The sequence below is a fragment of the Bradyrhizobium sp. CCBAU 051011 genome (genome assembly GCF_009930815.1).
Lineage (GTDB): Bacteria > Pseudomonadota > Alphaproteobacteria > Rhizobiales > Xanthobacteraceae > Bradyrhizobium.
The window spans coordinates 6086321-6108825 of sequence record NZ_CP022222.1; the positions used below are offsets into that span (position 1 = coordinate 6086321).

Below are 22505 nucleotides of genomic sequence, written 5' to 3' on the forward strand. Positions count from 1 at the left end.
GCGGGAAATTATCGCATGGGTGCCGGTTCCCCAGACAGGTACGGTGCTAATCGCCTGAATTACTACATGATTTGTCAATGCTGGTATTCGCGCGCACGCGATGGGCTGCGAAATGTGCCGCGCGCTTTGACTTGATGATGATTCCCGGGTTTAGCTACCCTAATTTCTCTGATGGGAGTTGGCCATCGAAGCAGGTGCGCCGGGTTTTCGGTTGACCCATCTGGCCGCATCTGCTGACAGCAGGGGATGAGCACCGCATGGGTTCATATTTTCGGCGGCAGCTTGCGGATTACGTTGAATATCATCGTGACCCCTGGAACTGCGCGATGCATGTCTTCGGCATCGTGTTCCTGTTCCTGGCCGCTATCCTTCCGCTCAGCCTGTGGCCGATCACGGTATTCGGGATTCAGACCAGTGCGGCAACCATCGCTGTCATACCGGTGCTAGTCTATTGGTTGTTGCTCGACTTCGCGCTTGGCGCCGGGATCCTTGCAGCCGCGGTCGTGTTGCTCTCAACCGCTGCCGTGATCGTTGGTCATACGACGACTGTCGGCATGTGGTCACTTGCGGCCGTCCTCATTGTTGTCGGCGTCGCATCGCAGATTATTGGGCACCGCGTGTTCGAGGGGCGGCAGCCGGCGCTGGTCGACAATCCGACCCACCTGTTGCTGGGCCCAATGTTCGTCATGGCGAAGCTGTTTATCGCGTTGGGCTTTCGGCGCGATCTCGCCATCATCATCCAAGGGCAGCCGCAAGGTGCTGCATCTTGATCGCGGATAGTTCAGCTCGAGTGCACCTGTAGCATGACGCGCATACTGGTCACAGGCGGTAGTGGATTCATCGGGAAGCACCTCGTCTCGGCGCTTATCGCGCGGGGTCGGCAGGTGAGGGTGCTCGATCTTCAGCCACTGCCTCGCGCATTGGCGCAGGTCGAGTCTGTCAGGGGATCGGTGCTTGATCGGGACCTGGTGGACCGCGCGATGGACGGGGTCGACGAGGTCTATCACCTGGCTGGCCTGCCGGGGATGTGGATGCCGCGCAAGGCCGATTTTCACACCGTCAATTTCGGTGGCACCGAGATCGTCATTGAGACGGCGCGCAAGCGCGGCATAAAGCGCTTCCTGCACTGCTCGACGGAATCCATTCTATTCCGTGCCTCGCCATCGATGGCTCCTGTCGATGACGATGCGTTGCTGCCGGACGACATGCCGGGTCCATACACGCGCTCAAAAATGCTCGCCGACCGGTTCGCGATGGAGGCGGCCGCATCCGGGTACCCGGTCGTTATCGGCTGTCCCACCATGCCCGTTGGGCCCTATGACCACAACGTTACCCCGCCAACGGCGATGCTCCGGTATTTTCTCAACCGACGCCTTCAATTGCATCTTGATTTTGTCGTGAACCTCGTCGATGTGCGCGACGCCGCCGAAGGGCTGATCCTGGCGATGGAGCGCGGACGCGCCGGACATCGCTACGTGCTCGGTGGCGAAAGCATACCGCTAAGACGCGTTCTCGAACTCATGGCTGAGGTCAGCGGCCGTCGCGTCCGGTGCATTCACGTGAACGGCAAGATCGCCGAAATGGTCACTGCAACGCTGGAGTTCATCTCCGATCACGTGACGCGCCGGCCTCCGTCCGGTACGGCCGAAGGCGTTCGTATCGCATTGCGGGCGGGGGCGTTGTCGATCGAAAGAGCGCAACGAGAGCTGGGCTATGCGCCGGGTCCCGTAGAACCCGTATTGCGTGAAACCATTGCGCATCTGCTTGATGCCGGCAACAATCAACCTGAATGGGACTCAGCGCCGAGTGCTCGCTCTCGACCGTTTCACGTCGAGCGCCGGCTCGGCGGTTGATCCCTTCGTTTAAGGCGGTCCACAAACATGCAATGGTTTACTTTCGCCTTGAGTGGCTGGACCACGACCTGGCCCACACAATTGCTCGCCATCATCTGGATTTTGTGGGTCATCAGCTGGGTCGTCGCATCGTTCTGGTCCGGGCAGACCAAAAAGAATGTGATGAGCTCGGACTCGCTCAAGTACCGCTCTCTCATTTACATGGGAGCGACTCTCTTCTTGCCTTTGACCGGCAAGCTCCTGGGGGAAACGCCGCTCTGGCAGTTTGGCAATTTCGGCGTCTATGTGCTGGCGTGCCTTGTTCTGGCGGGGATCTCGTTCACCTGGTGGGGGAGAATTCATCTCGGACGTTTCTGGTCGAACGCGATCACGCACAAGGAAGGCCATCAGGTCATTGACACCGGGCCCTATGGCATGGTGCGCCATCCGATCTATACGGGGCTTATCGCCGGGATGCTGGTGACGGGTATCGCGGTCGGAACTGTGACTGCGATGCTGGGTGCGGCGCTGATCTCGCTCGGGATGGGGTTGAAGGCGCGCATGGAGGAGGGCTTCCTCACGGCAGAACTCGGTGCGGATGCCTATGGATCGTATTGCCGTCGCGTCCCGATGCTGATTCCGTTCCTGCGGCCGACCTGACGCTGCAACATCTGCAATCTATCGTTTCGGTCGCGGTGCCGGTGATGTCGCGACAGGTGGCACAAGACGGCGCGGAATCAGGACGCGCTGGCCAACTGACAGCGGTGCACTGTCCGAATACTGATTGGCCTGGGTCAGCGACCACAGCGGTACGTGGTTAAGCGCCGCAAGCCTCTGCAAGGTATCGCCCGAACGGGCGAATTGCTGCGTGCCGCTGTCCCACAGCTCCAGCGGGGCATCGGGAGGAACGACGTAGCGCAGCGGCAGCGCCTCTCCCTTGGGCGGCAAAGGCGTCGCCGGAAGCTGTGCAATTGCCGTCACCAATTGCTCGTGGACGGAATCCATCTTGTCGATGTTGATGTGGGTGACTTCCTCGTGCTGCTTCAGATCGAAGCTGGCGTAGTGACCCTGGTAACCCTGCTCCGCCACCACGTCGCCGCCGCCCAAGACGCTGTCGGACAGGAAAATGTTGATGAAGCGCTCGACGTTCAGCGGCACCTTCGGGCTTGCGTGAGCAGGATCGATGGTGACCACCAGGCTTACCGAGATGTTTTCGGATTTCAGAATCCCGGCGAAGGTCAAGGCGCACAGTCCGCCCATCGAATGACCGATCAGGACGATCGGCGCAGCATTGTCACGGTAATCGCGGATAGCCTGATCTGCGATCAGCCGGCAAATGGTGAATTCATAGACGTCGGCCCGAATACCGGCTTCCTGGAGGCGCTTGGTCAGGCGGTCCATTCCGCGCGAAAAGATCGGACCGAGCGCGCCCCGGAACAGATAGACGCGCGCCTGCGGCTGGGTCGCGGCCGGAGGCGCATCAGGAGCGACCGTCGCGACAGCAGGGGCCGTGCGTGCGACCGGATCGGCCACCGCCAGATTGCAAGCAGCCGACAAGATGCAGGCGGAAAGGGCCGTACGGATCATCACCGCCGCAACCTGCGTCGGACTTGTCATGCACATTCCGCTCGCGATTTGGGCGTAAGGCTACGCCTGACCCTGAATGCCGGCCGGCCGCGCCACCCGACGCTCTCGGGGTGATCTATCGTCGAGAAATCGGCAGAATTTGCGGCGCTTCAGCGACGGCGTTTGTACTACTGGCGTACCGCTGCGGCGCGTGCCGCGCCTGATCTTGACGCGTCTGCCGCTCCAGGCTGCCGCGGCTTCGGCGCCCTCGAAGCCGGTGCGGATCGGCCGAACACGACTGCGTCGATCTCGCTGATCACCTTCCGCTGCATGATCTGGTTCTTTTCGATGGACATGTGCCCGACGCCGGGAACGTTCTGCACATTGATATTCTCGAGCTTGCCCTGGAACTGCGCGGTCTTCGCAACCGGCTCGCCATTGCCGTTGGCGATGTAGAAGTTGACGTAGCGTCCCACGCGCCCCGACAGCCTGGTGCGGAACACCGAATCCAGGCCGATGGCCAGCTTCACAGGAGCGCCGAGCTGATCCAGCTTGGCGACCATGTCGGGCAGTGCAGTCGCACCCGAGGAATGGCCGACCAGAATGATCGTCTTGATCCGGCCGCTCTTGTACGCGATGGCGGCTTCGTCGGCGAGCGATGACCACGAGGCGAAGTTCGCGACTGTGACCGGGATACCCTGCGCGCGCAGTTGTGCCGCAATGTCATCAAGCCCCAGCGAAAAAATATTGAGCACGCCGCGGAGCAGATAGACGTGAGCAGTCGAGGCTGCCGACGCGGTACTCGGCGCTGCCAGCGTTGGACTTGCGCCGATCGGCAGGAGCAGCAGAAACGCAATCGCGATCGCATGCAGTCGACGCCACGATGCCCGGCGGGAAAAGGATGACCAGCCGATAGATCCGATATTGCCGCGATAGGGCTTCATTGCGCGCCTCAAGGGGACTGCAAGGTGTTTCGCCGGGCGACCGTAGCGCCCGGGCGCTCGGAACCGCAATAAACGTGGCGTGAGCGGCCGCAATTTACCAACACGACGTGTCGCCGCCGCAACACCGAGGCGCCTCGATGGTTTTGCCAGGCGCCCGGAGCAGAATAATTGGCGCGTGCGGGGCCGGTCGCTTAAGGTTTTATCCCGATCCGTTCCCTGATCGCACCGAGTTCCGCCTCGTCCCAGATGCCGATCAACATGCCGTTCTTAACCTGCAGCTGCTGAGCCGCATAGGCCGCGATCTTCGCGTTCGGCGTGGTGATGTGCATCTTCGGATGCAGCGCCCAGTCGAACAGCTCCGACTGCAGCCGCGCCACGATTTCGGCGCATGAAGGATCGGCGCCGCGGTCGACCAATTCCTGCGGATCGGTTTCGAGGTCGTACAGCATCGGCCGGAACCCGGAGGCGTGAATGAATTTCCAGCGCCCGTCGAAAACCATGAACAGGCGGCATCGATCGATCGGCTGGTTCAGCATCACGCGGACGTCCTGCATGGCGTAGTCGTATTCGGAGAACACCACCTTGCGCCAATCAGCAGGCATCGTGCCGTGCAACAGCGGCATGAGCGACCGCCCTTCCAGGACATGATCCGGCGGCGTGCCGCCAAAGTAGTCGAGGAAGGTCGGCGCCAGGTCGATCGCCTCGACCAGCGCGTCGCTGACCGTGCCGCGCGTCGCGTCGGCAGCGCTTGAGGGATCGATCACGATCAGCGGAATCTTGGCCGACTGTTCGTGGAACAGATCCTTCTCGCCCATCCAGTGATCGCCGAGATAGTCGCCATGGTCCGAGGTAAACACGATCATGGTGGTGTCGAGCAGGCCGCGCGCTTCGAGGAATTGCATCAGCACGCCCATCTGGTCGTCGATCTGCTTGATCAGGCCCATATAGGTCGGAATGACTTTTTCGCGCGCTTCGTTGCGCGACATGTTGCGGGAGTAGCGCATGTCCATATAGGCGGCGAACACCGGATGCGCGTTGGCGCGTTCCTCCTGCGAGCGGATCACCGGCTGCACGTCCTCAGGCCCGTACATGCTGGCGTAGGGCTCCGGCGCAATGTAGGGCCAGTGCGGCTTGATGTAGGACAGATGCAGGCACCATGGCCTGCCGTCATCTTCGGCTTCCGCGATGAACTCCATCGCGCGCCGCGTCATGTAGGGCGTCTCGGAATGCTCGTCCGGCACGCGCGCGGCCTTGTCGGCGTGAACGAGAAGCCAGCCGTTCTGCAGGCTGCCGTCATCAGCCGCGCCGGAATTGGCCCAGTGCTCCCACGGATTATCAGCGTCAAAGCCGTGCTGGCGCAGGTAATTGTCATAAGCCGGCCGCGGCCGGCCCGTCGGATGCAGGCCGTCGTCGCGCTCATAGGGCTCGAACCCGCATTCGGACACATGCACGCCGATGATCGAGTCGGGCGGGATGCCGAGGTTCTTCAGCCCCTCCAGGTCCGGCGCCATATGCGTCTTGCCGACCAGCACGTTGCGCACGCCGATCTTCTTTAAGTGATCGCCGAGCGTCGGCTCCCCGACGCGCAGCGGCCAGCCGTTCCAGTGCGAGCCATGCGAGCGCATGTAGCGGCCGGTATAGAACGACATCCGCGACGGGCCGCAGATCGGCGACTGCACATAGGCGTTGGAGAACAACACGCCGCGTTTGGCCATCGCATCGATGTTCGGCGTCTTCAGCACGCCATGCCCGGTACAGCCGAGATAATCGTAGCGAAGCTGGTCGCACATGATCCAGAGCACGTTCTTCGCAGGCGTTTTGGGCGTCATCTCGGGCATTTCGGCTGGCGTTGAGGGCGGCGGATGGTGCGATATCGCCGTGCAGATAACAATCGAGCGGCGGTGCGGTCCAGCGGCGTTAACGATTGGATAGCGCCATTTCTCGCAATTGAGCGGCGATCCAGCCCTGCGCGTTAGCCTTACCGGCAGTTTGGCCAGCCGCCTTAACCCTTGAAATCGCCAGTTGCATTAAATTGGGACTCTAGGAAACCGGGATCCCAGGCGATGCGGGTTGGCGCGACACTGGCAATTTTGGCGGCGATGACGTCGACGGCCTTCGCCGGCGGCGGTTTTGAGATCGTGATTCCGGGCCGTCCTGGAGTTCCCATCATCATTAATGGCATCGACGCATCCTATGCGGTGGTCGAGGGCGACTGGGGCCTCGGCAAGGGCACCCATGTCCAGCCGACCATTTATGGTGGCCGCTACATCGATCCGGTCCCGCAGGTCGGTCATTATTATCCGAGCGCTGGCCGCATGCCCGGTTACGGGCGCCTCGAAATCGAGCCGCCGGCGAACCGAAGATTGCCGCAGCCGGCCGAGAGTTACCATCAGTCCTGGTCGGCGCAGTCAGCGCCGCTACCGGCACAATCCAACGTGCCCGTCGATCCGCCCGAGATCATCTACGCGCCGCAGGATGACCGACGACGGCCGCACCGCCTTCCGCGCTGAGAAAAATTACGACAACGAAAAACATCGACAGGAGAGAGTAATGCGTCAGATACTTAAAGGATTGGTGGCGGCGGTGGCCGTCATGGCCGCAGCACCCGCGATGGCCTGCGGTTATTACGCCCCTTGCGCAGCGCCGGTCTATGTCGCCCCGGTCGCGGCCTACGGTTATGGTTATGGCTATGGCGGCTGCAACCCCTGCGGCTGGGTCCGCGAGCGTCTGCCCGATCCGGAGCAGCAGTATTATTGGATCAACCAGGGCCCGACCTATAGCGGTCCCGGCAATTTTGCGCCGTATCCCGTCTATCGCGAAGGTTCGGTCTCCGGCTACGGCTATGGCTACAACCGTCCGTACTATCGCGCACAGCGCTACGGCTATTATCGCGGCCAGCGCGTGCTGCGCCGCTACTACTGATCCACTCGTAGCTTGAAAGCTTCGACGCCCGTTCGCTTCCGCGAGCGGGCGTTCTTATTTCATAAGTCCCAATCGGCTCGCGCCGATATAGAGCGCCAGCACGGCGGCGTTCGAGACGTTCAGGCTCTTGATCTCGCCGGGCATGTCGAGCCGCGCCACCACGCGGCAGGTCTCGCGGGTCAGTTGCCGCAGGCCCTTGCCTTCGGCGCCCAGCACCAGCGCCAGCGGTTGCTGTAGCGCCACCGCGCCGAGGTCCTCAGTCCCCTCGCTATCCAGCCCCACCGTCATGAAACCGCGGTCGTTCAACTCGGTCAGCGCGCGCGCGAGATTCTGCACCGTCACCAGCGGCACCAGTTCCAGCGCGCCGGAGGCGGATTTTGCCAGCACGCCGGTGGCCTCCGGGCTGTGCCGGGCGGTGGTGACGATCGCTTTCACCGCAAAGGCCGCTGCCGAGCGCATGATCGCACCGACATTGTGCGGATCGGTGATCTGATCGAGCACCAGCACGATGCCTTGCTGCGGCAGCGTATCGATATCCGGCGAGGGCAGGGGCTCGGCCTCCGCCAACATGCCCTGATGCACCGCGTCGGGGCCGAGCCGCTGGTCGATCACGCTCGGCCGGACGATGTCAGGGGGAACGCGGGTGTCGATATTTTCGTCCGCCAGCCGCCGGGCGGCGTTTTCGGTCAGGAACAGTTTTCGGATCCGCCGTTCCGGGTTGGCCAGGGCGGCCGAGACCGTGTGCCAGCCATAGAGAATCACCGGCCCGTCCGGGCTCGATTCCCGGTCGCGCTGGCCCGGCGGACGGGCGAATTTCCGCCCTTTTTCGAAGGGTTTGCCGCCACCACGGCGGAACGGCGGCTTTCGGTCGCGATCGCTCATGGGGAGCTTGTGTCACGGGTCCCCGAATATGGCAATTTGGCCCTCATGAGCGCGTTTTTGGTGCTCCGCGTTGGTTGACTTTGCCACCCCCCTTCGCCCATAAACGCGCCGGCCGCAGCCGGTTCGATCCGCGCTTTCGGCCTCAGCGTCATCCATGGTCCGGTCCTCCGCCACTCGGGCGGCTGGTTCCTGACGCTGACGGACGGGGAAGTGTCCCGAGTGGCAAAGGGAGCTGACTGTAAATCAGCCGCCGTATGGCTTCGAAGGTTCGAGTCCTTCCTTCCCCACCAGCCTTCGCTCGCGAAGCGAGAGAAGGCTGCCACGCCGAAGCCCAACGGGCGAAGGCGGGCTGTGGCCGCGAGCTACGGCTAGGCGAGCCAGTTTTCCCAACGCCATCTGATTCAATGTTTCGCTCGCGAAGCGAGCTACGATGCGCGCGAGTCTCAAGGCTCGGCAAGAATGTCGTTTGAGTTCGATGATAATGTGATTGCCCAACTGTGTCCTATCACCCTGTCGGCAAGACCTCTGACTGCATCCGTTGATTTACATCAATCTAGTGTCCTGCAATCGGCACACGCTCCCTCGGCAACCCCAGGGAGGGACTCGCCATGCTCCGATCTATTCTTGTTGCCTTTGCATCAGCCGTTCTGGTCACCGCAACCCTCATTCCGGATGACGCCTACGCTCGCCGTGGTGGCGGCGGCTTCCGTGGCGGCGGGGGCGGCTTTCACGCCGCTGGCGTCCGCGGCGGCGGCATGCAAGCCGGGCGCATCGCACGGCCATCGCATCCGATAGCGGGCCGTCCGATAGCAGGTCGTCCAATCGCGGGTTATCCGGGCCGCGGCTATTACCGTCCGGGTTGGGGCTACGGTGCTGCCGCTGTCGGCGCGGCTGCTGCAGCGGGCGCTTACGGCTACTACAACCGCTCTAGCTGTTACTATGACAGCTACGGTCAGTATGTTTGCCCGGGGCAATATCAGTATCAATATTGATGCAAGCAACGTGCAGGATGGTGCCTTTTAGCGCCGTCCTGCGCTGGCTTCTTCAAACCCGGCTCGAAGCTTCAACCCTGGCCGGGTTCGCTCGACGTTTCCGGCAGCGCCTCGCCGGGGAGATAAAGCCTGATCGGGCGGATTTCGTAGACCGCGGACGGATTGGCGCGGCGCAGGTCGCGTGCGATCGCGATCGCTTCGTCCTCATCGGCGCAATTCAACACATACAGACCCAGCAACTGCTCCTTGGTCTCGGCAAACGGCCCGTCGATGACCGTTCCCGCGCCCGGACCGCGCAAGGTGCGGGCTTCCGCCGTGCCGCCGAGCCGTGCCGCCGGTCCGAGCAGCTTTTTCGCGTTCAGCCGCTCATGTACCGCCAGCAGTTCGGTCATCAGGGCCGCGTCCTCCTGCGGGGTCCAGGACGTGACCTCGGCTTCGACGTGATAGGCCAACATGGCGTAGAGCATCGCTTTCTCCTTCACACAGCTTTTCGATCAGAACCGAAACTCCAGGCGAGCCGGACTGGCCGCCCTTCCGAGGACGTTTCGCCGCAGCCGATCCCGACAAACGGGTAGCCCACGAAGCAGTCCGGAAACACGATATATCCGTTGCCCCTTGAACGTGCCTTGGCAAGCCCACGACTGATGAGCAGAACGCGAGCCAACGCGCACCATTCACGGAGACGGTCATGCGAAGCAAGCCAGCCACGATCATATGCGATGCCGCAAGGTCCTGCGCCTCGCCGTCATCGTCGCTGTCAGGCGATTGGCACGACGTCACCGGCCATCACCGCTACTACGGCAGTTCAGCCATCAATGGCGGCGAGCGCATCGTCGAAGACCGCCGCGATCGGCGCCCGCGCTTCGTCAATCTCTGCGGCTTTTGATCAGCAAATAAAAAAGCGCGGCGGGATGGCTCCCGCCGCGCTCCAACTTTTGTGCTCGCTGGTCCAGGCCTGAGAGCGCCCGGAGCCAAGCCTTCAGACAGGCCTAGCGGGCGATCCCAGCGAGGTGACAGCGCTTGGTATAAGACACTGGATCACCTCCTTTCATTGTTGATGGAAGCAGCAATATAGGCGGCGAATCGGCCCCTGTTAAGGGGTGGGGCCTGCACAGGGTGTTCGGAGGGGGGCCGGCGGGGCGGGTTGAGGCCGCGGGCACGGCGTGTTAGGTCAACGCCAGCGCGGGTGTAGCTCAATGGTAGAGCAGCAGCCTTCCAAGCTGAATACGAGGGTTCGATTCCCTTCACCCGCTCCAATTCCCTGATCCGCCGCAGATTTTCCACAAGCCACATTTGCGCAGCAACAGCCATCTCGTTTGCGTTTGACGCGAACCGACCTATCAAATCGCCTCTGAATGGAATGCGTCCATGAATGTCAGTTCGAAAGTTCTGCTGGCATCATTTGTGCTCGTGGCAGCCGCGGGCACCGTGGCGCTCGCTTGGTTCCTTCCTCCGATATTCGGAGGAAAGATAGGCGGGGAGGTCTGTCAGTGGATGGCCGGGAAGTGGGCAAGCGCAAGGAACGAATGCGTCACTCGTGCCTGTTACGCCGCGGGTGATTGCGGCCTTTGGCTTCATCCGAGCGCGTGGTGTCGCGACCTCAGAACGGGCGACTCCATTGGCGAGGTTTATTTTCGGCTCGGCAATCCAAGCAAGATCGAGGGAAATACCTACACTTGGCTTGACGGCAAGCCCGACCCCGTCGCATTTACTGCCACCATCGAGAACGGCGTTCTGGCATCTGTGAATTGCCTCTGAAGTCCGAAGGGAAGGGCGCGAGGAGGCAAGAAAGCGAGCGGTCCTTGCTTCAAGAGACAGGCGGGCGGCAGGTCTGATGCGCATCATCTACTTCAGCCTCGGTTGGGTGATGGTCGCGCTCGGCGTGATTGGCCTCGTGATGCCGCTGATGCCGGGGGTGGTTTTCCTGATCGTGGCAGCGTGGTGCTTTGCGCGCTCGTCGCCGCGGTTCGAGGCATGGCTGCTCGATCATCCGACACTTGGCAAACCGCTGCGGGATTGGCGCGCCGCGGGAGCCATCCCACGGCCGGCCAAGGCCATGGCGTGCGCGGGAATGACGATCGGGTTTGTCGTGTTCTGGTACAGCGTCGATCCATCGCTGCCCCTTGCCGCGGCTGTGGCGCTGCTGTTCCTTGCCTGTGCCGGATACGTGGTATCGCGTCCGGCGATGGCCGATCAGGATTCCTCGATCTAGCAGGCAGGGCATCTGCGATTACGTGGGCAGGTGAAGGGTTAGCGGCGATCCCGTGCATTTCTCGGTCGACACGCGCGGTAACCACGCCGCACGGAACGCCTGGGCTCGCCACAAAATCAGTCCGATTGAGACACAATGTCGGCGACTAGCGTTGAAACGCTGTCCACTCGTGCGATGCGCAGCACGTAAAACAAAAACAATAAAAATACATTGTGGGGATACAAAAGGGGGCGCCGCTATGCGGGCTAGTATCGATTCACGTCGACAGATCGAGCAAATATCCTGGTCTCCGGCAGGTGGGGCCGTGCGCCGGCTTTTCGCCGCGCCTTTGGGCAGGGCGGCTACGGCGCTGTTGCTGGCCGCAATGGCGGGGCCGGCTTTCGGGCAGGGCCTGGCGGCGGGCCCGGGCGCCAACGAGATCCGGATCGGCAATACCATGCCCTATACCGGCCCGGCTTCCGCCTATGGCGTCATCGGCAAGGTGATGGCGGCCTATTTCGAGAAGGTCAACGCCGAGGGTGGCATCAGGGGGCGCAAGATCAATTTCATCTCCTATGATGACGCCTACAATCCGACCAAGACGATGGAGGCGACCCGCAAGCTCGTCGAGGAAGACAACGTTCTCTTTATCCTGGCGAGCCTCGGCACCAATACCAGCCAGGCCGTTCATCCCTATTTGAATGCCAAGAAAATCCCGCAGCTCTTCGTCGCCTCGGGCGCGACCATGTGGGACCAGCCACGCGACTTTCCCTGGACCATGGGCTTCCTGCCCAGCTACCAGACCGAAGCCCACATCTATTCGCAGTATCTCCTGGAGAACCATCCGCGCAGCAAGGTCGCGGTGCTCTATCAGGACGACGGTTTCGGCAAGGACTACCTCAAAGGCCTGAAGGACGGTCTCGGCGGCAAGATTCCAATCGTGGCCGAGGCACCGTACAAGGTGACGGACACCAATATCGACGCCCAGATCGCCAAGCTCAAGGCTTCGGGCGCCGACGTCTTCATGCAATTCACGACGCCGAAATTCGCCACCATGGCGATCAAACGAAATGCCGAGCTCGGCTGGAAGCCGATCCATTTCCTCGCCTCGGTATCCGAATCGGTATCGTCGGTGATGGTGCCGGCGGGCGTGGAAAACGCCGAAGGAATCATGTCGGCGATGTACCGCCTGGAGGGTGAGGACGCGCAGGCCGTCGGGCCCGCGGTGTTCCGCGAATGGAGCGCCTTCATGGAGCGCTATGTCCCGAGCATCAGCAAGTCGAACGGCCAGGCCGTCTACGCCTATCTGAACTCCAGGCTCGTTATCGAGGTGCTGAAGAACTGCGGCGACGACTTCTCGCGCGAAAACATCATGAAGCAGGCCCGCTCGATCAAGGGCTTGCAGATTCCCATGATGGTGCCGGGCATCCTGATCAACACCAGCGCATCCGATCATGCGACGATCGAGCAGATGCGGATGATGCGCTTCACCGGTGGACACTGGCAGTTCTTTGGGCCGGTGCGAAGCGGCATCGATCCGGGCACCGTCAGCGAATCCTTCAAGACCATCTTCAAGTACGGCACCGCCACCAAGCGCGATCTGGCCAACCAGCTCAACGCCAACACCGTCAGCCTGATGACGGGTTCGTTCGGTTCGACCTATGCGCAGGTCGGCGCGGATCTCGCGTCCGTGCTCGACAACGGCACCCATCTGCGGATCCTGCCCGTCATGGGCCGCGGATCGGTTCAGGCGGTGGCGGACATCCTCCTGCTGCGCGGCGTCGACGTCGGCATCGTCCGCAAGGACACGCTTGCCTATCTCGACCGCAAGGACTTCGCCAAGGACATCCGCAACCAGTTCGTCTACGTCGCCAAGATGTTCAACGAGGAAATGCATGTACTTGCGCCGAAAACGATCACCAGCATGCGGGATCTCGACGGCAAGACCGTGGTGGTCGATCTGCCCGACAGCTCGACCTTCGTGACCGCGATCAACGTGTTCGAGCGTCTCGGTATCCGGCCGCATCTGATTTATCAGGAGCCGCGGCTGGCGGTGGACATGCTGCGCAAGGGCGAGGTTGACGCGATCGTTGCGATCGAAGGCAAGCCGTTGCAGTGGCTGAACCAGATCAACGACCGCAACCTGCATTTGGTCCCGGTCGAGTACGCCAAGACTCTGCAGGAGGAGTATCTGCCGTCCAAGCTTTCGTCGGCGGACTATCCGAATCTGGTGGCGGAAGGTGGATCGGTCGAGACGGTTGCGGCCGAAGCGGTGCTGGCCTCGTATAACTGGGCGCCGAACAGCGATCGCTACCGCCGCCTGTCGCTGCTGGTGGACACGATGTTCGACAAGGTGTCGCAGTTGCAGCGTCCGCCGTTCCATCCGAAGTGGAAGGAAATGGCACCGCGCGCGACGGTATCGGGATGGACGCGCTTCAAGGCGGCGCAGGAATGGCTCGACCGCAACATGCCGCTGGCTGCGGGTTCAGCCGTGTCGGCAGCATCGGGTGCTGCGCCGGCCACAGCACTTGCGCCGCAGGAACGCGATCCCCTCTATCGCGAGTTCCTGGAATGGCGTGCCAACCGCGCCAAGGCCAGCGCCAAGTAATCAGGCCGGTCAGCACGGTTTGACCACAGGACGGCCCGCTTCGGCGGACCGTCCTTGCTCCTGGAATCCGGCGCCCTACGCATGCCGTATTTTAGTCGGTATCGTCGGCAAGGGTGCTCGGGAATCCAATAACAGGTTGTATTGGCGCAACTATGCCGCGAATCCGCGTTCGCGGGGGCGGCCGATGCCGGTTTGGTAACGCTTTTGGTAACACTAATGTCGGCATTGTCGCGGCGGAACACACGGTCGACTAACTGCGCGCCGCGACTGGGGCTTGACACAAAATCAATCGAATTGAGACACAATGTCAGCGAGTAGGACTGAAACGCTGCCCGTCTGGCTGCTCGAAAAATGGCACAGTTTGTATTGGGGGACAGGTAAATGTGGGCTTTGATCGACACTAGTAGGGCGGCGGTGCAATTGTCCGGGTCAGTGGCCCGTGGCACCTTGCGCCGGCTTTTCACCGCGCCGCGGCGCAATGCAGCGGCCGCATTGGTCGTGGCCGCGATGGCCGGCTCGGCGATCAGCGATCAGGTGCACGCCGCACCTCCGGGCCCCAATGAAATCCGCATTGGCAACACCGCGCCCTATACCGGTCCGGCCTCCGCCTACGGCGTTATCGCCAAGGTCGTCGCGGCCTATCTGGACAAGATCAATGCCGAGGGCGGGATCAATGGCCGCAAGGTCAATATGATCACCTATGACGACGCCTACGAGCCCACCAAGACGATGGAGATGACCCGCAAGCTCGTCGAGGAGGACCAGGTCCTCCTGACCTTGGGGACCATCGGCACCAACACGAACGCTGCGATCCAGCCCTATCTGAACTCAAAGAAGGTTCCGCAGCTTTTTGCCTTGTCGGGCGCTGCGGCCTGGGACCAGCCGCGCGAGTTTCCCTGGACCATCGGCTTCCTGCCGACCTACACGGCTGAAGCTCAGATCTTTGCGCAGTATCTGCTGGAGAACCATCCCCGCAGCCGCATCGCCGTTCTCTATCAGGACGACGGAATGGGCAAGGAATACCTGAAGGGCCTGAAGGACGGCCTCGGCGGCAAGATGCCGATCGTTGCCGAGGCTCCCTACAAGGTCACGGACACCACTATCGATGCGCAGATGGCCAAGATGAAGGCCTCCGGCGCCGACGTCCTCATTGAGTTCACCACGCCGAAATTCGCTGTCATGGCGATCCGGCGGGCCGCCGAACTCGGCTGGAAGCCGCTACAGTTTGCCGCCTCGATCTCCAATTCGTACTCGGCCGTGATTCAGCCGGCGGGCCCGCAAAATGCCGAAGGCCTGTTGTCTGCGGCCTACAGGCTCGAGGGCGAAGACTCGGCTGCGGCGGGCGATGCGGTGTTCCGCGAATGGAGCGCCTTCATGCAGCGCTATGTCCCGAGCGTGAGCAAGACCAACGGCCAGGCCGTGCTCGGCTATCTGGTCGGCAGGTTGACGGTCGAGGTCCTGAAGAACTGCGGCGACGACCTGTCGCGTGAAAACATCATGAAGCAGGCCCGCTTGCTCAAGGGTATCCAGCTTCCGATGATGGTACAGGGCATCCTGATCAATACCAGCCCGTCCGATCATGCGCCGATCGAGCAGATGCGGATGATGCGCTTCACCAACGGCCAATGGCAGCACTTCGGCCCGGTGCGAAGCGGCATCGATCCGGGCGCCGTCAGCGATTCCTTCAAGACCATCTTCAAGTACGGCACCGCCACCAAGCGCGATCTGGCCAACCAGCTCAACGCCAACACGGTGAGCTTGATGACGGGTTCGTTCGGCTCCACCTATGCCCAGGTCGGCGCGGATCTCGCATCCGTGCTCGACAGCGGTACCAGCCTGCGGATCCTGCCCGTCATGGGCCGCGGATCGGTGCAGGCGGTGTCGGATATCCTGTTGCTGAGGGGTGTCGATGCCGGCATCGTCCGCAAGGACACGCTGTCCTATCTCGACCGCAAGGACTTCGCCAAGGATATCCGCAACCAGTTCGTCTATGTGGCGAAGATGTTCAACGAGGAAATGCACGTCCTCGCGCCCAGGACGATCGCCAGCATGCGTGACCTCGACGGCAAGACCGTGGTGGTCGATCTGCCCGACAGCTCGACCTTCGTAACCGCGATCAACGTGTTCGAGCGTCTCGGGATCAGGCCGCATCTGATTTATCAGGAGCCGCGGCTGGCGCTGGACATGCTGCGCAAGGGCGAGGTTGACGCGATCGTTGCGATCGAAGGCAAGCCGTTGCAGTGGCTGAACCAGATCACCGATCGCAATCTGCATCTGGTCCCGGTCGAGTACGCCAAGCAGGTCCAGGAGGAATATCTGCCGTCCAAGCTTACGTCGGCGGACTACCCGGGCCTCGTGCCGGAAGGCGGCTTCGTCGAGACGATCGCGGCCGAAGCGGTGCTGGCCTCGTATAACTGGGCGCCGAACAGCGACCGCTACCGCCGCCTGGCGCTGCTGGTGGACACGATGTTCGACAAGGTGTCGCAGTTGCAGCGTCCGCCGTTCCATCCGAAGTGGAAGGAAATGGCACCGCGCGCGACGGTATCGGGATGGACGCGCTTCAAGGCGGCGCAGGAATGGCTCGACCGCAACATGCCGCTGCCTCCGGGCTCGGCCGTGTCGGCGGCATCGGGCGCCGTCCAGGCGCCGGCACCGGCCCCGGTGGCTGCCCCCACAGCACTTGCCCCGCAGGACCGCGATCCGCTGTACCGCGAATTCCTGGAGTGGCGCGCGAGCCGCGCCAAGGCCAGCAGCAACCGGTAGCTACGGTAATTACGGTTTGACGATGGAACGGCCCGCCTCGGCGGGCCGTTCTGTTTTCAGCAACGTCCAGGCTGTTCCTTTGCCTGCAATGCCGCATTGACGCTGCGGTCAATCCGGCTGCCTTGCGCGCTGGCGAGTGTGGCGAACGGATGGCGTCATGCCGACAACGCAGGGCTCAGCCGTATAAAATAGTGTATCGGCAAGCATCAAAGCGCCGGACGCGATCCCGCGCCACCACGCCAAAAACTTTCGGAGGAAGTTCATGTCGGCTCTGCCACTTTCGGGCATCAAAATTCTCGACCTGACACGGGTGCTCGCGGGGCCCTTGTCGGCGCAGATGCTGGCCGATCTCGGCGCAGAGGTGATCAAGATCGAACGTCCCGGCGGCGGCGACGATGCGCGCGCCTTTGGCCCGCCATACCTCAAGGACCCCGAGGGCAAGCAGAACAACAACAATTCGTTTTACCTCTGCGCCAACCGCAACAAGAAATCCGTCACCGTCAATATCGCAAGCCCGGAAGGGCAGGACATCATCCGCGAGCTCGCCAAGAGCTGCGACGTGATGATGGAGAACTACAAGGTCGGCGATCTCAAGCGCTACAAGCTCGATTACGAATCGATCAAGGCGATCAATCCCGGCATCATCTATTGCTCGGTGACCGGCTTTGGCCAGACCGGCCCTTATGCGCCGCGCGCCGGCTATGACGCGATCCTGCAGGCGATGGGCGGGCTGATGAGCGTCACCGGCCATATTGACGGCGAGCCGGGTGCCGGTCCGATGAAGGTCGGCCCCTCCATCGTCGACTACATGACCGGCATGAACTCCTCGATCGGCATTCTGGCAGCGCTCTATCACCGCAAGGCCAATGGCGGGGAGGGGCAGCATGTCGACGTCTGCCTGTTCGACACCGTGATCGCTGCGCTGTCGCATTATGCGCAGATCTTCCTCGTCAACGGCCAGACCCCGCCGCGGCGCGGCACCTGGGGCAATGGCGGCATGCCGGCGGGCGTATTCCGCTGCACCGATGGCGAACTGATGCTGGTGGTCGGCAATGACGGTCAGTTCCAGCGTACCTGCGCGGTGCTCGGCGCGCCTGAACTCGCGACCGATCCGCGCTTCGTCAAGAACAACGACCGCGTCGTGCACGGCAAGGAGATCATGGCAATCTTCGCCGGTCACTTCCTGAAGAAGCCCGTCACCCATTGGCTGGAAGAACTGGAGAAGGCCGGCGTGCCCTCAGGCCCGATCAACGATTTCTCGCAGGTGTTTTCCGATGAGCATGTCCGCTCGCGCGGCATGCAGGTCAAGGTCGACCACCCCTTCGAGTCCGACCTGTCGCTGATCCGCAATGCCATCACCTTCTCCGGCACCCCGGTGAAGACCTACCGCGCGCCGCCGCTGCTCGGTGCTGATACGAAGGACGTGCTGGCGACGATCGGCTACGACGCAGCCAAGGTGGAAGCGTTGAAGGCGCAAAAGATCGTCTAAACTGCACCCCAGCCGCGACGCTGCCTTTACTCGGCCAGTTCGCGCATGACCTTGATCAGGTCGGATTTGCCTTCGAAGCCGATGCCCGGCAGATCCGGCATGATGATGTGGCCGTCCTCGACGCGAACGGAGTCGGGGAAGCCGCCATAGGGCTGAAAGAGGTCCGGGTAGCTCTCATTGCCGCCCAGGCCGAGGCCTGCCGCAATGTTCAGCGACATCTGGTGCCCGCCATGGGGGATGCAACGGGACGGCGACCAGCCGTGCTGCGCCAGGACATCGAGTGTTCGGAGATATTCGACAAGCCCGTACGACAGCGCGCAATCGAACTGCAGCCAATCGCGGTCGGGCCGCATGCCGCCGTAGCGGAGCAGGTTGCGCGCATCCTGGTGTGAGAACAGATTCTCGCCCGTCGCCATCGGGCCCGGATAGAATTCCGAGAGAGCGGCCTGCAGCGCGTAGTCGAGGGGATCGCCGGCCTCCTCATACCAGAACAGCGGATAGTCACGCAGCATCTTCGCGTAGGCGATGGCGGTCTCAAGATCGAAGCGTCCGTTGGCATCGACGGCAAGCCGCGCTTGCGAACCGATTTCCTTCAGCACGGCCTCGATCCGCCCACGATCTTCGTCGATCGACGCGCCGCCGATCTTCATTTTCACCACGTTGTAGCCGCGGTTGAGATAGCCGCGCATTTCCGCTCGTAGCGCGGAATTGTCCTTGCCAGGGTAGTAGTAGCCGCCTGCCGCATACACGAAGACTTTGGGATTGGCCTCGCAGCCCTTCCTTTCGGCGAGAAGGCGAAACAGCGGCTTGCCCGCGATCTTCGCAACCGCGTCCCATATAGCCATGTCGAGCGTGCCGACAGCCACGGAACGCTCACCGTGCCCGCCGGGCTTTTCGTTGGACATCATCGCCGCCCAGATGCGATGTGGATCGAGATTGGCGCCGCTGTCGTCGAGAAAGCTGCTGGATTCGGCCTCGATAATACGATTGCGAAAGCGTTCCCGGATCAGGCCGCCCTGACCATAGCGGCCGTTGGAATTGAAACCGTATCCGACCACGCGGCGGCCGTCGCGCACGACATCCGTCACAACGGCGACCAGGCTCGCCGTCATCTTCGAAAAGTCGATGTAGGCATTCCGGATCGGAGAGGCGATCGGCTTGGTGATTTCGACGACATCGACAATACGCATGGGATTCCTTCCGTGTGACTCGCAGATCGCCAGATCCGCTCGCTGAACTGGCTATGCCGGAAACGGCTGTACCGAAGGTGCTCTCACCAGCAGCGCATCTGACAAGGGGCTTCGGCTGTTGCCCTCGTTCGAGGGAACGTTAGAGCTGTATTTCGCGCCGGGCTAATGCTATTCCCGCAACTGGTTATGTTCATTTGGCATTACCAATGGAATTGATCTGGTTTGAGGACTATCTGGCGCTCGCGGAAACCCTGAATTTTTCCAGGGCGGCGGAGTTACGCCACGTCACGCAGCCAGCCTTCAGCCGCAGGATTCGCGCACTTGAGGGATGGGTCGGCGCGGCTTGTTTACCCGCACGACACACGGCGTGGCGCTCACGCCTGCAGGCAAACATTTCCACGATCAGGCGGAGGTCCTGACCCGGGCCCTGCACCAGCTCCGGCGCGACACGCTCGAAGTCTCCGAGCGCCACGTCAGGCCGTTGTCGATCGCGGCGACGCACGCGCTTTCCTTCACGTTTTTCCCGAAATGGGTCCGCCGCAACGACAAGGTTTTGGCGCTCGGCAACCTCAACCTGATCTCCGACAGCATGCAGGCGTGCGAGCAGATGATGTTGCGGGGCGACGCGCAGTTTCTGCTTTGTCATCACCACAAGAACATGAGCAGCCGGATCGGGTCCGGCCAATTCAGGAGCATCGCGGTCGGCGCCGACACGCTCCTTCCGTTGAGCGCGCCTGCCGCAAACGGCGTTGCGCGGTGGAGGCTTCGTCGCGGCGAACCGGTGAAGTACCTTGCCTATAGCGCGCAATCAGGGTTGGGCCGGATCGTCGCAGCTCAATGGGGTGCGAAAGATCGTCCTTTCGCGCTTGAGACGGTCTTTACGTCGCATCTTGCCGCCACGCTGCTGTCGATGGCCCGCGCGGGAGATGGCGTGGCATGGCTGCCCCGGACGTTGGCGGAGGAGGACATCTCGGCCGGGCTGCTGGTTGAAGCCGGCAAACTCGAATTTCAGATACCGATCGAAATCCGCCTGTTTCGTCCCGCGGCGCGTCAGAGCAAGGCGGTCGAAGCGATCTGGTCGGCCTTCGAGCGCAACTGACGTTGTTCAATTCAGCGGGTCAGGCGCCGCTCTGATCTCGACGTCGACACTTCTACCCAAATCGAAGCATGCTGGCGTAGAATTGCGCTAGCATGCACCCTCGATCGATCCGCTCGAGAGGTGTAACGATGAAACGGGAAGTCATTCGTGTCGAGCCGATGTCGTCCTGGCTTGCGAAGCGGAATGCGCCGGTCTCGCCGGTGACGCGCGGCGGTGGCATGGTCTTCGTCTCGGGCCTGCCGCCGTTCGATCCCGAGACCGGCGAACTCTTCACCGGCCCGATCGAGCGTCAGACAGAACTCGTCCTCCAGCAACTCAAACTATGCCTGGAGACCGCGGGCACGTCGCTGCAGAATGTGATGAAGTGCAACGTCTACTGCACCTCGGTTGCGCACTTCGCGGCCGTCAATGCGATCTATGCGCGCTACTTTCCGGAAGATCCGCCGGCGCGCATCTTCGTTTGCGTGCCCGAATGGTTCGCGCCATTCGATATCGAGATCGACTGCGTCGCGGTGACGTAGGGCCTTCCAGTTCAGCGCAGGCCCTGACGATCAACGAGGATCCGGTGGATCTGGATGAACTCCGGCAGCTCGATCAGGAATTCTGCGTCGCGCGCGAGATGATGAACCTTGGTCGGCTCGCCCTTGGTGAAAGCCGTCATCGACTTAAGGTCCGGCCAATAGGAGATGGTCGTGAACCAGCTCTCGTGCTCGCGATCCTCCCGGAATAGCTGAACGCCGAGCGCGGTCTTCTCCAGCGGCGGGATTCCGTCCGTCTTGATATAGGCTTCATAGCTGTCCGCGACGTCGGGCCGCGTCCGGCCCCGCCAGATGCGCGCAATGGTCGGCTGGGTTGGCATCGGCAGTTCCTTCCAATATGTCGGCAGTGATGAGGGGCAGTTTTCCCGGCGCGACAACGGTGGGGCTGGCGCTCTGTTCCCGCTCAATCGCGAAGTCACACAGATCGTAGGATGGGTAGAGCGAAGCGAAACCCATCACCTATGGGCGCACGCGATTGATGGGTATCGCTTCGCTCCACCCATCCTACGCAGTTGAGCATGCGGCCGCTATTCCACCGCCTCAATCCATTCCGCGGCGCCGCGCCACAGCGTGGCGCGATGCTCGGGCTTGAAAAAACCGAGATGCCCGATCTTCTCAGTGCGGGCATCCGCAGGCCTCACGGTGATGATCTCGGGCTTGATCGACGTAAACCCCGCGCACAGCAATTCGACCGCGGGCCGCGTCGCCCAGGGATCGTCGGCCATGCAGAGCGCGCGCAAGGCACCTCTGTAGTTCGGAAAATTCTGCAAGGCGTTAAGCCTGGCATCGTCGAACAGATAGCGCGGGCTCATCACCCAGCCGACCCATTGCAGGAAGGCATCCTTCGGCAGGTCCATGCCAAGGCCGGCCTTGCCCGGCATGTAGCCGAGCGCGCGGGTGAGGGGACTGCCGACAAAATTCAGCATGGCGTAGACGCGGTAGCGCTCAGGCGAGGCCATCAGTTTCCAGTAGCCGGCCTGGGCGGCGACGAACAGCGCGCGCGAAATCTGCGAATTGTTCGGCAATAGACCGAGGGCCTGGCCGCCGAACGAATGTCCGACATAGGCGAAGGGCAGCGCCTTGTAACGCTCGCGCATCCAGGCGACTGCCGCGGTGATGTCCTGCGCCGCCCAGTCCGACATCGAGGCCTTGAAGCCGACCAGCGATTTCGGCCTGACGGTGCCGGTCGTCGCCTTCTGCCTGGAATGCCGGTGCCGCGGTAGTCGTAGGTCAGAACCGCGCAGCCGCGGTTGGCGAGGTAGCTGGCAAAGCCGCGGTAGAGTTTTCGGGGGACCGCGGTCGCCGAATTGATCAGGACGGCCTGGCGCTTGGCCCCGCGGGGCAGAAACAGCGTCGCGGCCAAGGGGTATCCGTCCGTCGCGGGCACCGTGATGTCGTCGCTAAAAACGTCGTCCAGCCCCGGCTCGGCCACTGCTTCTTCTCCTCAGCTTTCGCGAGCGGCCCCAGCAAATGCGAATTCGGCTTTTA

22 protein-coding genes, 2 tRNA genes and 1 pseudogene are annotated in these 22505 nt (G+C 62.2%); 17 read left to right on the forward strand and 8 right to left on the reverse strand.

From position 1 onward, the window contains the following. The first annotated feature begins 326 nt into the window (after window positions 1–326). Genes ACH79_RS28470 through ACH79_RS28480 form a run of 3 tightly spaced genes read left to right on the forward strand, consistent with a single transcriptional unit; the run spans window position 327 to window position 2492 of the window. Entirely contained in the window at window positions 327–770 is a 444-nt protein-coding gene (locus ACH79_RS28470) for an Mpo1-like protein (protein WP_246738166.1), read from the forward strand. 33 nt (window positions 771–803) lie between these two features. After that, the gene (locus tag ACH79_RS28475; protein ID WP_161853893.1) at window positions 804–1853 is read left to right on the forward strand and encodes an NAD-dependent epimerase/dehydratase family protein; all 1050 of its coding nucleotides are present in this window, start codon (window positions 804–806) and stop codon (window positions 1851–1853) included. A gap of 27 nt (window positions 1854–1880) precedes the next feature. Beyond that, window positions 1881–2492 (forward strand): isoprenylcysteine carboxylmethyltransferase family protein, encoded by a 612-nt coding sequence (locus ACH79_RS28480; RefSeq protein WP_161853894.1) that lies wholly within the window; start codon window positions 1881–1883, stop codon window positions 2490–2492. An 18-nt stretch (window positions 2493–2510) separates the two neighbouring features. Here the strand turns inward: ACH79_RS28480 and ACH79_RS28485 are convergent, their stop codons facing one another. From ACH79_RS28485 to ACH79_RS28495, 3 genes are all read right to left on the reverse strand, one after another. Further along, window positions 2511–3449 carry a LysM peptidoglycan-binding domain-containing protein gene (locus ACH79_RS28485; RefSeq protein ID WP_246738168.1) on the reverse strand — a complete coding sequence of 313 codons (939 nt, stop codon included), beginning with the start codon at window positions 3447–3449 and terminating at the stop codon, window positions 2511–2513. A gap of 137 nt (window positions 3450–3586) precedes the next feature. After that, window positions 3587–4342 carry a hypothetical protein gene (locus ACH79_RS28490; protein WP_246738169.1) on the reverse strand — a complete coding sequence of 252 codons (756 nt, stop codon included), beginning with the start codon at window positions 4340–4342 and terminating at the stop codon, window positions 3587–3589. 191 nt (window positions 4343–4533) lie between these two features. After that, window positions 4534–6171 carry an alkaline phosphatase family protein gene (locus ACH79_RS28495; protein ID WP_161853895.1) on the reverse strand — a complete coding sequence of 546 codons (1638 nt, stop codon included), beginning with the start codon at window positions 6169–6171 and terminating at the stop codon, window positions 4534–4536. A gap of 234 nt (window positions 6172–6405) precedes the next feature. Between ACH79_RS28495 and ACH79_RS28500 the strand changes: the two genes are divergently transcribed. Further along, complete coding sequence (locus ACH79_RS28500) at window positions 6406–6852, forward strand: hypothetical protein (RefSeq protein ID WP_161853896.1); 447 nt, start codon at window positions 6406–6408, stop codon at window positions 6850–6852. A 40-nt stretch (window positions 6853–6892) separates the two neighbouring features. Beyond that, the gene (locus ACH79_RS28505) at window positions 6893–7264 is read left to right on the forward strand and encodes a hypothetical protein (protein ID WP_161853897.1); all 372 of its coding nucleotides are present in this window, start codon (window positions 6893–6895) and stop codon (window positions 7262–7264) included. A 54-nt stretch (window positions 7265–7318) separates the two neighbouring features. Here ACH79_RS28505 and rlmB read toward each other — a convergent pair whose 3' ends face one another. Then, entirely contained in the window at window positions 7319–8146 is an 828-nt protein-coding gene (rlmB, locus tag ACH79_RS28510) for a 23S rRNA (guanosine(2251)-2'-O)-methyltransferase RlmB (RefSeq protein ID WP_161853898.1), read from the reverse strand. A gap of 204 nt (window positions 8147–8350) precedes the next feature. Here rlmB and ACH79_RS28515 point away from each other — a divergent pair. Together ACH79_RS28515 and ACH79_RS28520 are read left to right on the forward strand one after the other, a co-directional pair. Further along, window positions 8351–8436 (forward strand) — tRNA-Tyr (locus ACH79_RS28515). Window positions 8437–8754: 318 nt separating this feature from the next. Then, window positions 8755–9138 (forward strand): hypothetical protein, encoded by a 384-nt coding sequence (locus ACH79_RS28520; RefSeq protein ID WP_161853899.1) that lies wholly within the window; start codon window positions 8755–8757, stop codon window positions 9136–9138. A gap of 71 nt (window positions 9139–9209) precedes the next feature. On the opposite strand, the gene ACH79_RS28525 is transcribed toward ACH79_RS28520, so the two are convergent. Then, window positions 9210–9605 (reverse strand): YciI family protein, encoded by a 396-nt coding sequence (locus ACH79_RS28525; protein WP_161853900.1) that lies wholly within the window; start codon window positions 9603–9605, stop codon window positions 9210–9212. A 221-nt stretch (window positions 9606–9826) separates the two neighbouring features. On the opposite strand from ACH79_RS28525, the gene ACH79_RS28530 reads away from it, so the two are divergent. From ACH79_RS28530 to ACH79_RS28560, 7 genes are all read left to right on the forward strand, one after another. Beyond that, complete coding sequence (locus ACH79_RS28530) at window positions 9827–10024, forward strand: hypothetical protein (RefSeq protein WP_161853901.1); 198 nt, start codon at window positions 9827–9829, stop codon at window positions 10022–10024. 296 nt (window positions 10025–10320) lie between these two features. Further along, a tRNA-Gly gene (locus tag ACH79_RS28535) sits at window positions 10321–10394 on the forward strand. 112 nt (window positions 10395–10506) lie between these two features. Then, entirely contained in the window at window positions 10507–10896 is a 390-nt protein-coding gene (locus ACH79_RS28540) for a hypothetical protein (protein ID WP_161853902.1), read from the forward strand. A gap of 76 nt (window positions 10897–10972) precedes the next feature. After that, a complete protein-coding gene (locus tag ACH79_RS28545) occupies window positions 10973–11350 on the forward strand; it encodes a YbaN family protein (protein WP_161853903.1) in 378 nt (125 codons plus the stop codon). Between the two features lie 364 nt (window positions 11351–11714). Then, a complete protein-coding gene (locus ACH79_RS28550) occupies window positions 11715–13937 on the forward strand; it encodes an ABC transporter substrate-binding protein (RefSeq protein ID WP_246738735.1) in 2223 nt (740 codons plus the stop codon). A gap of 381 nt (window positions 13938–14318) precedes the next feature. Further along, complete coding sequence (locus ACH79_RS28555) at window positions 14319–16700, forward strand: ABC transporter substrate-binding protein (RefSeq protein ID WP_161853905.1); 2382 nt, start codon at window positions 14319–14321, stop codon at window positions 16698–16700. A 262-nt stretch (window positions 16701–16962) separates the two neighbouring features. Beyond that, a complete protein-coding gene (locus ACH79_RS28560; RefSeq protein ID WP_161853906.1) occupies window positions 16963–18189 on the forward strand; it encodes a CaiB/BaiF CoA-transferase family protein in 1227 nt (408 codons plus the stop codon). Between the two features lie 26 nt (window positions 18190–18215). Here the strand turns inward: ACH79_RS28560 and ACH79_RS28565 are convergent, their stop codons facing one another. Next, window positions 18216–19379 (reverse strand): mandelate racemase/muconate lactonizing enzyme family protein, encoded by a 1164-nt coding sequence (locus ACH79_RS28565; protein WP_161853907.1) that lies wholly within the window; start codon window positions 19377–19379, stop codon window positions 18216–18218. A gap of 206 nt (window positions 19380–19585) precedes the next feature. On the opposite strand from ACH79_RS28565, the gene ACH79_RS44355 reads away from it, so the two are divergent. From ACH79_RS44355 to ACH79_RS28575, 3 genes are all read left to right on the forward strand, one after another. Then, the gene (locus ACH79_RS44355; RefSeq protein ID WP_246738170.1) at window positions 19586–19798 is read left to right on the forward strand and encodes a LysR family transcriptional regulator; all 213 of its coding nucleotides are present in this window, start codon (window positions 19586–19588) and stop codon (window positions 19796–19798) included. Continuing rightward, window positions 19747–20478 carry a LysR substrate-binding domain-containing protein gene (locus ACH79_RS28570; RefSeq protein WP_246738171.1) on the forward strand — a complete coding sequence of 244 codons (732 nt, stop codon included), beginning with the start codon at window positions 19747–19749 and terminating at the stop codon, window positions 20476–20478. Before ACH79_RS44355 ends, ACH79_RS28570 begins: the two co-directional genes overlap by 52 nt. Window positions 20479–20606: 128 nt before the next feature. Further along, entirely contained in the window at window positions 20607–20999 is a 393-nt protein-coding gene (locus ACH79_RS28575) for a RidA family protein (protein WP_161853908.1), read from the forward strand. Window positions 21000–21010: 11 nt separating this feature from the next. Here ACH79_RS28575 and ACH79_RS28580 read toward each other — a convergent pair whose 3' ends face one another. Beyond that, window positions 21011–21337, reverse strand: a complete 327-nt coding sequence (locus tag ACH79_RS28580) for a hypothetical protein (protein ID WP_161853909.1) — start codon at window positions 21335–21337, stop codon at window positions 21011–21013. 207 nt (window positions 21338–21544) lie between these two features. Further along, a pseudogene (locus ACH79_RS28585) lies at window positions 21545–22449 on the reverse strand (alpha/beta fold hydrolase). Window positions 22450–22505: the final 56 nt, after the last annotated feature.

Bases quoted from the DNA above. Each gene is read 5' to 3' on its own strand.
- ACH79_RS28470 (WP_246738166.1), top strand. From the start codon at position 327: ATGCATGTCTTCGGCATCGTGTTCCTGTTCCTGGCCGCTATCCTTCCG.
- ACH79_RS28475 (WP_161853893.1), top strand. From the start codon at position 804: ATGACGCGCATACTGGTCACAGGCGGTAGTGGATTCATCGGGAAGCAC.
- ACH79_RS28480 (WP_161853894.1), top strand. From the start codon at position 1,881: ATGCAATGGTTTACTTTCGCCTTGAGTGGCTGGACCACGACCTGGCCC.
- ACH79_RS28485 (WP_246738168.1), bottom strand. From the start codon at position 3,449: ATGACAAGTCCGACGCAGGTTGCGGCGGTGATGATCCGTACGGCCCTT.
- ACH79_RS28490 (WP_246738169.1), bottom strand. From the start codon at position 4,342: ATGAAGCCCTATCGCGGCAATATCGGATCTATCGGCTGGTCATCCTTT.
- ACH79_RS28495 (WP_161853895.1), bottom strand. From the start codon at position 6,171: ATGACGCCCAAAACGCCTGCGAAGAACGTGCTCTGGATCATGTGCGAC.
- ACH79_RS28500 (WP_161853896.1), top strand. From the start codon at position 6,406: ATGCGGGTTGGCGCGACACTGGCAATTTTGGCGGCGATGACGTCGACG.
- ACH79_RS28505 (WP_161853897.1), top strand. From the start codon at position 6,893: ATGCGTCAGATACTTAAAGGATTGGTGGCGGCGGTGGCCGTCATGGCC.
- rlmB (WP_161853898.1), bottom strand. From the start codon at position 8,146: ATGAGCGATCGCGACCGAAAGCCGCCGTTCCGCCGTGGTGGCGGCAAA.
- ACH79_RS28520 (WP_161853899.1), top strand. From the start codon at position 8,755: ATGCTCCGATCTATTCTTGTTGCCTTTGCATCAGCCGTTCTGGTCACC.
- ACH79_RS28525 (WP_161853900.1), bottom strand. From the start codon at position 9,605: ATGCTCTACGCCATGTTGGCCTATCACGTCGAAGCCGAGGTCACGTCC.
- ACH79_RS28530 (WP_161853901.1), top strand. From the start codon at position 9,827: ATGCGAAGCAAGCCAGCCACGATCATATGCGATGCCGCAAGGTCCTGC.
- ACH79_RS28540 (WP_161853902.1), top strand. From the start codon at position 10,507: ATGAATGTCAGTTCGAAAGTTCTGCTGGCATCATTTGTGCTCGTGGCA.
- ACH79_RS28545 (WP_161853903.1), top strand. From the start codon at position 10,973: ATGCGCATCATCTACTTCAGCCTCGGTTGGGTGATGGTCGCGCTCGGC.
- ACH79_RS28550 (WP_246738735.1), top strand. From the start codon at position 11,715: ATGGCGGGGCCGGCTTTCGGGCAGGGCCTGGCGGCGGGCCCGGGCGCC.
- ACH79_RS28555 (WP_161853905.1), top strand. From the start codon at position 14,319: ATGTGGGCTTTGATCGACACTAGTAGGGCGGCGGTGCAATTGTCCGGG.
- ACH79_RS28560 (WP_161853906.1), top strand. From the start codon at position 16,963: ATGTCGGCTCTGCCACTTTCGGGCATCAAAATTCTCGACCTGACACGG.
- ACH79_RS28565 (WP_161853907.1), bottom strand. From the start codon at position 19,379: ATGCGTATTGTCGATGTCGTCGAAATCACCAAGCCGATCGCCTCTCCG.
- ACH79_RS44355 (WP_246738170.1), top strand. From the start codon at position 19,586: ATGGAATTGATCTGGTTTGAGGACTATCTGGCGCTCGCGGAAACCCTG.
- ACH79_RS28575 (WP_161853908.1), top strand. From the start codon at position 20,607: ATGAAACGGGAAGTCATTCGTGTCGAGCCGATGTCGTCCTGGCTTGCG.
- ACH79_RS28580 (WP_161853909.1), bottom strand. From the start codon at position 21,337: ATGCCAACCCAGCCGACCATTGCGCGCATCTGGCGGGGCCGGACGCGG.